The sequence below is a fragment of the Bacillus sp. AM1(2019) genome, assembly GCF_009906915.1.
GTDB classification, from domain to species: domain Bacteria; phylum Bacillota; class Bacilli; order Bacillales; family Bacillaceae; genus Bacillus; species Bacillus velezensis.
The window spans coordinates 1,811,658-1,825,097 of record NZ_CP047644.1 but is presented as its reverse complement, the minus strand read 5'-3'; the positions used below and the strand labels follow the sequence as shown (position 1 = coordinate 1,825,097).

General features: G+C 50.4%; 1 protein-coding gene. It reads right to left on the bottom strand.

The window, feature by feature from the left end; genetic code table 11:
* Nucleotides 1-11 precede the first annotated feature (11 nt).
* Nucleotides 12-13,439, bottom strand: coding sequence for a type I polyketide synthase (locus GNE05_RS09080; protein WP_160182677.1), 13,428 nt, complete (start codon nt 13,437-13,439; stop codon nt 12-14).
* Between the last annotated feature and the right edge of the window lies 1 nt (nt 13,440).

Genomic DNA, 13,440 nt, shown 5'->3' with positions numbered 1-13,440 from the left:
CCACTCCTCTCTCATTTAAATGCTTTCCAGAACATTTTTTTCGCAGGAAGCTCTTGTTTCTCCGCCGGTGCGTAAGGCTCTTTTACCAGAGCCTTACGTCTTAATGACGGTACCGGCAGCGGCTTTCTTTTCATTCGGGTATCTTTTTCTTCCCAAGCTTCCAGAATGACGTGGGCGTTCGTTCCGCCGTCGGCAAAGCAGTTGATGGCTGCTGACGGTCTGGCTGCATCCCATTCGCCGGCTGTTTTATGAAAGTGAAAATCTGTCTTTGTTATATCAAAATGCGGCATCGGTTCGTCTCCTGAGAGAAACGGAACCGTTTTTTTATGCTTCAGCATTAATACGACTTTAATGAAGCTAGCGATGCCTTCTGCGCAAAGCGGATGCCCGATGTTCGGCTTAATTGACCCGATGCCGAGCGGAACATGCTGACCTGAGCGGTATACGGATTGAATCGCCTTCAGCTCAAGCAAATCAGTCACCGCGGAACCCGATCCGTTTGCTTCGATATAAGTGATGTCTTCCGGCTTTTTGCCGCTTTTGAAAAGCGCGCTTTGCATAACGTCTTTTTGCGCCTGCATATTAGGAGCTGACGGGCCTGCCGTTCTGCCGTCATTGTTCATGGCGGCGGCCTTAATGACCGCGTGTATCGTGTCGCCGTCTTTTTGCGCCTGGCTTACTGTTTTTAACAGCACCATGCCGACGCCTTCACCGAGGACAACTCCGCCTGAACGCTTGTCAAATACGTGAAATGCCGGTTTTTCGTTTAACAGTCCGCGCTCTTGGAACATCCGGTGCGCCGCATCTGTGTTCAGCAGGCTGACGCCGCCAACTACCGCCGCTTTGATATCGCCGCTTCTCAGTGCCTGAACGGCCATGTTCATTCCTGTCAAAGCCGATGAACAAGCCGTATCAAGCACGATGCTCGGCCCGCGCAGATCAAAAAATTGCGAAACGTTTGCCGCTAAATAATTCTGCCCGCCCGCAACGATCGGGTTGCGGGTATTCGCAAGACTTTCAGGATCAGGCTGATGCTGGCTGCGGCCTCCGATATACACACCTGCTTCTATGCCCTTGATTTCTTCACGGGTATAGCCGGCATGGCACCAAAGTTTCAAGCTCTCTTCCAACACCGCCAACGCCTGAGGGTCCATCGCTTTCGCGTCGTTTTCCGGAATGAAAAAGAATTCGGAATCAAAGTGATCCATATTGTCAATCAATCCCGCAACGTATTGATTTGCATATCCGAAACGTTCCGCCGGGACGGAGCCGATTGCGGACCTGCCGCTTCTCAGCAAGTCCCAATATTGGTCTAACGATTCCGCTCCCGGAAAACGGCAGCTCATTCCGACGACGGCAATGTCTTCAGTTACGGCATCACGCTTTTGTTCAGTGTGAACCGTTTGTACGGCAGCCGGAACCAAGATTTCTGTATCAGGTTCCTCCCTTTCTGCAAGCAGCGGCTGCCCATTGGATACAAGCCATTCGGCAAACGCGTCAATCGTCGGATGTTCATATAAAACAGATGGGTCTAAGTCCTCTTTGAGCGCTTGATTCATTTGCTGTAAAAGCTGCGCTAAAATGATCGAATCAACCCCGTAATCCTGAAACGGTTCGTCTGTTTCCAGTTCTTCCGGAGCGATTTTCAGCTCATCGGAAAACAATTTCACAAGCCACGCCTTCGTATCAAGAAGCAGTTCTCTGTCTGAATGTTTTTCCGCGGCTTTGCCGGTTATTACGGCTTCAGTCTCTTTTTGTGTTTTCTCTTGACAGAGCAGCCTGTCAGGATGCCATTCGCTCCGATCAATGATAGCCGGCAGAACGGACGGGCGGATGTTTTCAGATAAAATGCGGTCCAGCAAGTCAAGGCCTTCCGCGTTGGACAGTCCCAGCAGCCCGGTCTGCTTCAGGCTTTCTGTGCGGACTTCACCCAATCCGGTTTCCTTCCAGTTCGGCCATTGAATGCTGACTAACGGATATTGATGCTGATGAGCCGCCGCGAAATAATCCATGTACGCATTTGCCATCGCATAATCCGACTGTCCCGCCGCGAGCGCCGGAACGACTGCAGATACTGAAGAAAATAAGACAAAAAATTGCAAAGGGTCATTTGTGAAAAGGCTGCTTAATGTTTGAAGCCCTGCGACTTTCGGTTCCAGCACTTCTTGTATATCGTCGGCAGTCTTTCTGATAAACGCCGGATTTACTGAATTAACCGATCCCGCACAGTGAATGACGCCGCCGATCGGTCCCATCGTGCGCCGGATCGTTTCAATTTCCGCTGCCGCCGCATCATGATCAGACAAATTCAGACTGATCACCGCCACTTGCACTCCTTTTGCTTCGAGCTCTTCAATCGCCCGTATCTTCTCTTTCAGCCTCGTATTAACGGCTGACCGTTCATGGCGGGGAGGAATCGGCTCCCTGCCTGTCAGCACTACTTTTTTCACGCCGTGTTTTTCTGTGAAATGGCGGGCGCATAAGAGACCCAGTCCCCTCGTCCCTCCGGTAATGAAAAGCACATGGTCTTCAGGAAACGGTGCGGGCTTATGTTCTGCTCGCTTCCCGCTTGGAATCTCCCTGAATAAAGCACGGTATCTCTGTCCGTTTCGGCGGCAGATTTCCGGTTCTGTGCTGTCCGCCGAAAATTCATCTGCAATCTGTTTGGCAAGCGTCTGCTGATCCGTATCTGTATCGGCATCCATGTGTCTGGACGTCACGTTTTGATACTCATTTTGAAGCATTCTGTACAGGCCGCTTTTTGCCGCTCCTGCAAGATGAATCGTTTTCTGCTGAAATGGCTCCAAGCCTTTTGTTACATATAGCAGCGTCAGCGGCCGCGCTTGCCGGCGGCTTGTATCAATCAGAGTCTGGAGCCGGCTGATCCCTTCCAGTGAAAGGTCTTCGTCTCCGCATCCCGTCAGATCGATTGCGCCATCTATGTGATTCCAATCACTAGCTGCAGTGTCAGCGGAATCGACCGGGAGAATGAACGAGTCAGCGAAATGCTTCGCAGTCTCTTCGGCTAGCTCCGCTGTTCTTGCATCAGCCAGAATCATGACCGTCCTGCCGCTTTTCTCACCGGCCGAATCGATCTCACACGGAACCCATTGCTTATCTAAAAGCACAGCCTCGCGCCGGTCTTCTGTTTCCTGCGGTACGGCTTTCGGCTCAGGCAGCCAGTACGGCTCCTTCGCAAATGGGTAAGCCGGCAGACTGATTCTGCGGGGTTTTTCGCCTTGATAGAGTCTGTCCCAGTCCGTCTGAAGCCCTTTGGCCCACAATTCCGCTATTTTGGCGTATTTTTTCTTATGGAACCATGACCTCACAAGCTGCTTCAGGTCATCGTCCGTTTCAAATGCTTTGATTTCTTTTTTTGCCGTTTTGATGTGGGCTTCATATATCCCTTCACCCGTATTTCCGTTTACAAAATCGGTTAAACGGCTGATCAGTTCTTCTCTCGAACCGGCTGTAACCGCAAGACGGTAATCCATCGCATCACGCCCGGTTTGAAGCGTGTATGCCATATCTGAAAGATTGATATTCTGATTGGCTTTTGCAAATTCGATCACAGACTCGGCATAGGTTTTTACCTGCGGCGCTTTTTTCGCCGACAGCACAAAAATGTTTGTCTCATCAGACTTACGGCTTCCCCTGTCTTTCGGCTGATACTCTTCGATAACGAGATGAGCGTTTGTGCCGCTGTAGCCGAATGAGCTGACACAGGCCCGCCGCGGTGCTCCGCCTGTTTCCCAAGGTTTGAGTTCGGTATTGACAAATAAAGGCGAGTCATCGAAATCAAAATGTTCATTCGGCGTGCTGAAATGAAGGGTCGGCACAAGCTGCTGATGCTTCATCGACAGCAGAACCTTCTGGACGCTTGCTACACCTGCCGCCGCTGACGTATGCCCAATATTCGATTTAACCGAACCGATGGCGCAAAATTGTTTGCGGTCCGTTTTTTCCTTAAATACAGAAGACAGGGCTTCTAATTCAATCGGATCCCCCTGCTTTGTGCCGGTGCCGTGCATTTCCGCATAGGTGATGCTCTCAGGGTGGATGTTGTGCGCTTCATACACTTGGCGCTCTAAATCCATTTGGCTTTTCGCGCTTGGTGCGGTAATGCCGTTGGTTTTTCCGTCCTGGTTAATTCCAGATCCGATAATGACTCCGTAAATATGGTCTTGATCGGCTTCCGCATCTTTCAGCCTCTTCAAAACGAGCGCCCCCGCGCCTTCGCCGGGCACAAATCCGTTCGCACTGTTATCAAATGCTTTACATTGGCCGTCAGGAGACAGCATTCCGGCTTCACACATGCTGATGTATGATTCAGGCGTTAAATACAAGGTCACGCCGCCGACAAGCGCCATGTCAATTTCATGATTCAACAGCGCCTGACGCGCCAAATGAGTCCCGACGAGAGATGAAGAGCATGCCGTATCAACCGGAATGGCCGGCCCTTTCAAATTGAGATAATAAGGCAGGCGGGCCGCCGCGATGCTGAAACTGTTGCCCGTCGCGCTTCCTCCTGTCTGATGGTTGTTTAACATCAAGCCGTATTCATTGTTCATAATCCCCAAATAAACGCCGCAATTTTTCCCGTTTAATTCTTTTGAGCTGTAACCCGCATCTTCAAAGGCTTTAAAACCTTCCTGTAAAAATATCCGGTGCTGCGGGTCCATAAGTTCCGCTTCAGACGGAGAAATATTAAAGAACAGCGGATCAAATTCTTCAATGCCGTCAAGCATACCGATTGATCTGCAGTATACTTTGCCCTTCTTGTTTAAGGCCGGATCATAGTATTTGTCTACATCCCAGCGGGAAAGCGGGATGTCGCGAATGGCGTTTTTCGCACGGGCTAAGTTGTCCCAATACGTCTTTAGGTCCGGCGCATCCGGGTACTTGCCCGACATGCCGACGATGGCTATCGCGTCCGCTATCTCGTCTTTAGGCTCCCGTTTGGCCTGCACCGGTTCAGGTTCCTTTTGAACCGTTAATCTCTCAGGCTCGGCAGGTGTTTTCTCCTGCAGGGCGTGTTGCTGTGTAAGCGGCTTTGGACGTACGGGAACCGCCTGTTTTTTTCTTCCGCGGACGGACGGCTGCGTACGCAGAAAATCGGCAAATTGGCGGATTGTCGGATAATCATACACTTTCGTTACGTTACAGTCCGTGCCGTACCGTTTATTGACGGCCTTTATCCATTCAAGACCGGTAATCGAATCCATACCCAAGTCAATAAAGGCCTCATCAATATCTACTTCATGCCGCTCCATGTACAATACATCAGCCAGTGCTTTTGATAACTCGTCATGCACCGCTTCAATCGGTTCTTCCGGTTCGGCGGAAGCTGCCGTTTCAGACATCGCCTCCAGAATATCCGCTTCTGCTTGTATCACATGCTGCTTATGAGCGTTTAAAGGCTGCAGCAGTATGTTTGACGGTTTTTTCACGGCCTCTGTTTTCTGCGGTTCGGTTGCTTCCTCAAGGATCGGTTCTGTCCCGAGCTTTTTTTGCAAGAAAGCCGCAAACTGGCGAATTGTCGGATAATCATATACTTTCGTCACCGTAAGGGACGTGCCGTACGTTTTATTAACAGCCTTTATCCATTCAAGACCGGTAATTGAATCCATGCCGATATCAATAAATGTGTCGTCTGCGTCGATATCGTCGGCATCCATATATAAAACGTCTGCCAAACTTTCGGTCAATACGGCACTTACTTTCTCAGCGGAAACCGCCGGACGGGAAACAGACTGTACGGTTCTTTTCGGTTTCGCGCCGCTCAAAGGCTGCAATGAAATGTTTGACGGTTTTTCTTTGGCAGTCTCCTCATGAAGAGTTGTTACTTCAATGACCGGTTCGGGTACGGCCGCCGGTGCGATCGGCGCAGACTGTGTTTCGGCCGGTTTTTTGACAGCTGCATCTGCTGATATGTCGATCCAATAACGGTCTTTTGCAAACGGGTAGGCCGGGAGACTGATTTTTTGCGGTCTGCCCATTTGATACAACTTATCCCAATTCAGCGGAAGACCCTTCACCCAAAGCTCTAATACCTTTGCGGCTTTGCCTTTTTCAAGCCACGCCTCAATGGTTTTTTCCATGTCCTCATCAGCCGCAAACAGCGCCATCGTGTCTTTATTCTGTTTGACTTGTCCGCGGTAGAGCTGGTCAATTGACTCCTTGCCGCCCGTAAATTCGTCAAGCTTTTCTTCAAGCTCGCGCAAATTGCTGACAATCATTCCGAGACGCTCTTCCATCGGTTCACGGCCGATTTGAAGCGTATATGCGATCCGGCTCAGATCCGCTTCCCGGTAACGCCCGCTCCGCAGCGCATCAAGAAGACGTTCCGCCCGTTTTTGAAGCCGTTTCTCATTTTTCGCGGAAAGGACGATCATCGACGGATGAGGCGCGGCAAAAGCCGTCTCCTTATCCTCATCAGCTGAATATTCTTCGATGACGATATGAGCGTTGACACCGCCGGCTCCGAATGAGGAAAGCCCCGCGGTTCTCGGCAATTCTTTATTTATTCCGTTTTCATTTATGACCGGTCTTTTCCACTCTTCAAGCGTCTGCTGCACTTTAAACGGCGTAGCGAGAAAATCAATATTCGGGTTAAGCGTCCGGGAATGCAGTGACGGTGCAAGCTGCTTATGTTTCATTTGCAGGAGCACCTTCGTCAGACCCGCGATGCCCGCCGCGCTTTCACAGTGCCCGATATTGGATTTCGCTGAGCCGATGGCACAAAATTGTTTATCTTGTGTTTGTTCTGAAAAGACTTTTGTCAGACCCGTGATTTCAATCGGATCGCCGAGTGAAGTCCCGGTGCCGTGGGCTTCGATGTAGCTGACCGCCCTCGGATCGGTTCCCGCGTCTTTTAACGCCTGTTTGATCACCGCGGCTTGGGCGTTCGGATTCGGTACGGAATACCCGTTTGTTTTTCCATCATGGTTCACGGCCGTTCCTTTGATCAGGCCGTAAATATGATCACCGTCCGCTTTCGCTTTAGAAAGCGGCTTAAGGAGTACGGCGCCCACTCCTTCACCGGGCACATAACCGTCCCCGCCTTCTCCGAAACTTTCACATCTGCCTTTGCTTGATAAAAATCTGTTCTGGCCGAGCATCAAATATTTATTCGGATGAACGGATACATTGACGCCCCCGGCAAATGCTGCCTCGCATTCCCCGTTCCGCAAGCTTTGGCATGCCAGATGAATGGCTGTTAAAGAAGAAGAGCACATCGTATCCAGAGCCATGCTCGGGCCGTTAAAACCGAATACATAGGAAGCCCTGTTCGCAATTGATGACGGATTTCCGGTCAGCGCAAGCGATTTTCCGCGCGCCTGTTCTTCTGCTCCGTAAAGCTGATATTCCTCATACATGACGCCGACGTAAACACCGACATTGGCGCCAAGCAAATCACCCGATTTTTCCGTGAGCTTTTTGCGCGTGTAACCGGCATCTTCCATCGTTTCGTAGACACACTGCAGGAATAACCGCTCCTGCGGGTCCATCAATTTTGCATCCCGGGGCGAAATAGAGAAGAACTGCGGATCAAATTTGTCCACGTCTTTCAAAAATCCTCCCCATTTTCCGTACGTCTTGCCTTCTTTATCTTTATCAGCGTCGTAATAAAGACTGTGATCCCAGCGATCGTTTGGAATTTCAGTTATGCAGTCAGTGCCTTCACTCAAGTTCTTCCAAAATTCCTGAAGATTTTCGGCCTGCGGATATCGTCCTGACATACCGATAATCGCGATATCTTCACGCTCCGTCAGCTGCTGATTTTTCCGCGTGTCTGGACGGACATGCGCAAAGCCTTTTTTGCCTTCATTCCGTTTGGAAACGGGCTTTACTTTCGCTTTCTCAGACAGCGCCGGTTTGGCTGCAGGGGTTTCTTCTGTTTTCATCCCGGTCACTTCCAGCAGCGTGTCCCGGTGTGCTTTCATAAAATACTGCGCCAGCGATTCGATATTCTGATATTCGAAAAACAAAGTTTTTGACAATGAACCGAAGCTCTTTTCCAGCCGGCCCGTCAAATGCATGATCATAATCGAATCAATACCGTAATCTTCCATTGGTGCCTTGGCGTCAATTTTGTTGACAGGAAGTTTGGTCACTTCCGAGAGCACTTGTTTCAAGAAATGCTCCGTTTTTTCTGCAAGCATGTTCTCTCCGCCTGCTGTAAGACCTGCCGTTTCTTCCGTTTCGCTGCCCTTATTCGGCTGATCATCCGCTGATTTTTTCAGAAACGCCCGGATTTTTGCGGCGTAGCCTTCCGTCACCATGACTTGGGATGTGTTTGCCGCCCACCCGCGGTACAAAGCCTGAATGCCGTTTTCTGTTTGCATAGGGACCATGCCGCTTTCTTTTGTCAGCATGGCTTCCGTTTCAGCATCAACCGTCATGCCGCCGTCTTTCCAAAGCGGCCAGCAGATTGAAAGGGTGTGTCCATAGCGTTCATTTCGGGCTTTTTTACGGTTTCTTTTTTCACTGAAGGCGTTCATAAACGCATTGGCCATCGCATAATCAGCCTGGCCCGCGCTTCCGGCGCTTCCGGCTCCGGAAGAGAAGAGAATCAGAAAATCAAGCTCAATGTCCTTTGCCGCTTCATCAAGATGAACCAGTCCGGAGACTTTCGGCGCCAGAACATCACGGATTTCATCTTTGTGCTTTTTCAGAATATAGTTGTCTTTTATCGTTCCGGCGCTGTGTATGATACCGTTTAATCCGCCGTACTGCCGGCAGATGTCCGCTGTGAGCGATTGAACTTCTTGTTTTTCCGTCATGTCCGTTTGTTTGTACACGGCTTGCGCGCCGAGATCGGACAGTTCTTGAAGCTGGGTTTTTTTACGGTTATCCAACAGAGAACGCCCCGTTAAAATAAGAACGGCGTCTTTTGCATGCCGGGCGATTTCTTTGGCGAATAAAAATCCTAGACCGCCCGCACCGCCTGTGATCAGATAAACACCTTTATCCTTCCACGGCTTTTCGGCGCCGAACTGTTCCAGCCCTGTTTCCTGCCATTGTGCCGTATAGCGATTGCCGTTTTCATAGCGAATATGCTTGTCATCAGGATGAGCACTGCATTCTTTTACATATCGGGACAGCGTGTCTGCCTTGACGTCCGGCTCCGCTTCAATCAGCTGGCCGGTCAGGTTCGGGTTTTCAAGCGCCGCTGTTTTCAAAAGCCCCGTTAAGCCGCAAAGGAGCTGCGTATCCGCTTCTTGAGGTACGACAATCTGAATGAGCTCGCGCCCGCCGGAATTTGAAGCGAGGATTTTCTTCACTTTTTCGAACGCCTGAAGCGCACAAGCTTCAAACCGTTCGTCTTCACTCTTATGCTGATCACGGAGCACATGACAGCTGAAGTCTGTCTGTATGCTGTTCATTTGATTCGTAAACCGGTCAGATATCATCACGTGACGGGCTTTGAAATGGATCGGCGCTTTTTCATGTACAGCGGCCTTCTCTTCCCATACGTGTTCAAAAAATAGTGTATCTGTTTTATCCGTTTCAATTTCCCGTGCGGAATAACCAGTCATTTTCACACATACATTGCCTTGTTCGTCACACAAATCAATATCCAGCTTCTGCACAGCATCTTCAGGCTTGCTTTCGCCGCTGTACGCAATGGATACCCACATATCACTTTTACAGCTTTTCAACACATCGATCTGTTCGAGAGCAAACGGCAGCATCGGCCGTATGTCAGTCCCGTCTCTGTCAAGCATTAACCCGATTGTCGCGTGGAATGCCGCATCCAAAAGGCTCGGATGGAGGACAAACTGATCTTTTGTATGAGAAATAGATGACGGGAGTGAGAGCTTTGCGAGCACTTTGCTGTCGTTTGCATAGATTTCCGTGACCGCTTTGTGAGCATCCCCGTATTCAATCCCCATCTGTTTGTATGCCTGATAGCAAGCGTCAGGTGTGATCAGACGGCGTGACTCTCTTAATTTGTCAATCTCGATTTTGGCCGGTTCGCCCGCTCGGACAAATGCCGCGCTTCCTTGCGCATAGAGAACGGGCTCTTCTTCCGAGGAAGCCGATTCACTGTAAACCGTAAATCCCATCTCCCCATTTTCTTCGTCATAAAGGCGGAGATACAGTTCTGCGGACTCATCCGCCGCTGTAAACGGACGTATCCATACGACATGTTTCAGACGGACTGTTCCTTCTTCCTTCGTTTCTGCCGCGTGTTCAACGGCCGCCCGGACCATTTCCAGATAAGCCGCGCCCGGTAACGTCCGCTCGTTTTTGACGACGTGATCTTTCAGGAAAAATTCTCCGCCGCTAAAAGAGGACCGAAAACGGACGCCTGACATGTTTGATATATTTTCATGAAGGAGCGGATGCAGCATGCCTGCCCTTTTTTGCGGCAGCGATTCTCTTTTCTCCGCCTTCGGCACCCAATACCGGATTTTTTCAAACGGATATGTCGGCAGGCTGATCCGATTCGGTTTGTTTTCACCGTACAAGAGATTCCAATCCATCGTTCCTCCGCCGGCCCACTTTTCGGCAATCATCCCCAGACTCCCGGAAGAAAGCCATTTATGTATCAAGTCCGGAGCAAGCTCTGCCTGTTTGCTTTTATCGGCTCGGTTCCGCCAGCACCCGCTGACCGTTTTACCCGCCAGAAAGCCCTTCAGCCGCTCTTTGAGCTGTGTCATATTCTGAGCGGTAAACGCAACCCGCTCCTCCATCTGTTCACGGCCGATCTGAAGTGTATACGCCGCATCCTCAAGCGGCAGGCCGGGATGAATAAATGCAGACAGCTTCGCAACATACTCTTTTAGCCGTTCTTCATTCCGGGCTGAAACCGGAAAAATGAATGTCTGTTCTTCTGCCGGTTCAGCCACTGTTCCGTGTGATTCTTCAGGGATAAATTCCTCCAGAATGAGATGCACGTTTGAACCTGTCGCCCCGAAAGAACTGATGCCTGCACGTCGGGGATATACGGTCTCATTTCCGTTTTCCGTCACTGAGGGCTGATGCCATTCTTCGGTATGATGCTGGACGTAAAACGGTGATTGTTCAAAATCTAAATACGGATTCAGCTCCTCGGAATGAAGAGACGGCACCAAAGTTTTATGGTGAAGCTGCAGGGCAACCTTGCTTAAGCCGCTGATGCCCGCCGCCGATTCCGCATGGCCGATATTGGACTTCACTGATCCGATCGAACAGAACTGTTTGTCCTGTGTGTACTGCCGGAACGCCTTGACAAGGCCTTGAACCTCAATCGGATCGCCGAGAGAAGTTCCCGTCCCGTGCGCCTCAATATAACTGACCGTGCGCGGATCGATGCCCGCTTTGTCCAGGCATTCTTCAATCAAATCGGCCTGCGCGACAGGGCTCGGCACGGAAATTCCGCTCACTGTCCCCACGTGATTGACGGCACTGCCCTTTATCACCGCATAAATCCGGTCTCCGTCTTTTACCGCCTCTCGCAGCGGTTTTAATAAAACGGCACCGATTCCTTCAGCCGGTACATAGCCGTCTCCGTCTTTCCCGAATGTATGACAAACCCCGTCTGTTGAAAACATGTCCCATAAACCGTATGTCAGATATTTATTCGGATGCAGCGACAAGTTGACGCCTCCGGCAACTGCCGATTCACATTCCCCGCGCCGAATGCTTTCCGCAGCAAGGTGAACCGCAGTCAGCGAAGATGAACAGACCGTATCGACCGCCATGCTCGGCCCGTGAAAATTGCAAAAATATGAAACTCTGTTTGCGATTTGCGCATAATTAAGAGAAAGCGGGAATACATGATCTTCAGAAGAAGCTTCAGCCCCGACCAACGTATAATCCTTATGCATCACCCCTGCGAAGACGCCGACGCGCTGTCTCTTATTCCGTCCGCGCGCCTCTGCGAGCGACTTCGGCGTATATCCGGCATCCTCAATCGTTTCCCAGCATGTTTGTAAAAACAGCCGTTCTTGAGGGTCCATTGTTTCAGCTTCCCGCGGCGTAATCCGGAAAAATTGGGGATCAAAGCAATCCGGATCATCAATAAATCCGCCCCATTTTGAAATGCTCTTTCCGGAAGGCGACTTTACATTTTCAAACCGGCGCCAGTCCCAGCGAGACTCCGGAATTTCGGTGACACAGTTTTTTCCTTCTTTCAGGTTTTCCCAGAATTCATGAATATTTTCGGCCTGCGGATAGCGGCCGGCCATGCCGATAATGGCGATATCTTCATCTTGCGGCACACTGCTTTTCCGTCTTCTCTCTGTTTGCGTCTCAACCGGCTTCTCCATTTTTGCCGGAGGCGCGCTGAAATGGCTCCCGTACTGCTCAGTCAGGAAAGCTGCCAGCTCTGCTGCCGTCGTATATTCAAACAGCAAAGTCGGAGAAAGGGTTTCGCCGATTTTTTCGCTGATCGTTTCGACGACGTCAAGCAGTCCGGACGATGTCAGCCCCATTTCATAGTAGCCGACTTGAGAATCAATCTGTTCAAGCGGCTTGCCGATTTTTTCAGCCATCAGATTCATGACATACCGTTCTGCTTCCTCACGCGGGTGTCCGCCTTCAAGCGATGCCGCAACTTCCGGTAAACCGGCTTTTTCAGGAGACTTCTCAGCAGGCTTACGGTCTGTATTGATCAGCTCGGCATCCCGCACGAGCTTGCTTGTGAAATCTTTCAGCTCGGCTACTTTCCGGCCGGATGCGTTAAAAAACTCCAGTGTAATGTAAATGAGCTCCTTTTCCTGCCGAAGCGACGAACGTTTGATTCTCGTGATGCAGCCGGCCTGCAAAGGTTCGGAAGCTGTAAAAGATTCGTAGAAAAGAGGCAGAAACAGCCTCTTTTCCCCATTTAACAGCGATGAGATCAATAGGTTTGCGCCGACGCCGCTTCCGTCAAGAAGAGTCGGATGGAACAAAAACCCCCCGGCCTGTCCCATCGCGTCTTTTCCGAGCGATACATCAAAGGTGACGCCGTCCCGCTCCTCAAACACTTCTCCTTCTGCTTTCATATATCCGCTGTGAACCAATTCTTGGCTTCTGCATTGTGCATACAGCTCATTTAAATCGATGGTGCGTTCCGCCTCGCGTTTGACAGAGTCAAGATCAAGCGTGTCACTGAAAACTGCGGGTTCCGTCTCGTGCATTTCCGCTTTGACGTAAATGCGTTCTTCCGGCTGGACTCGTCCGCCGCTGACCTCAGCCCCTTTTACGGTAAGTTTCCAGCGCCCTTCTTTTACCTTTGTACATTCAACCGTAAGCTTGACGGCGCTGTCTTCTTTCGCAATAAGCGGCTGATATATGGATAAATGGCGCAGCTGAAGCCCGTCGTATGAATAGCCGCGCTCTTTGAAAATCTGATAAAACATATCAATATAAGCCAATCCCGGAAGGACTTTTTGTCCGTAAACGTCATGATGTAAAATAAACGGATTTTTCAGCGATAAAGTGATTTGCTTATTGAAGTTCTTCACG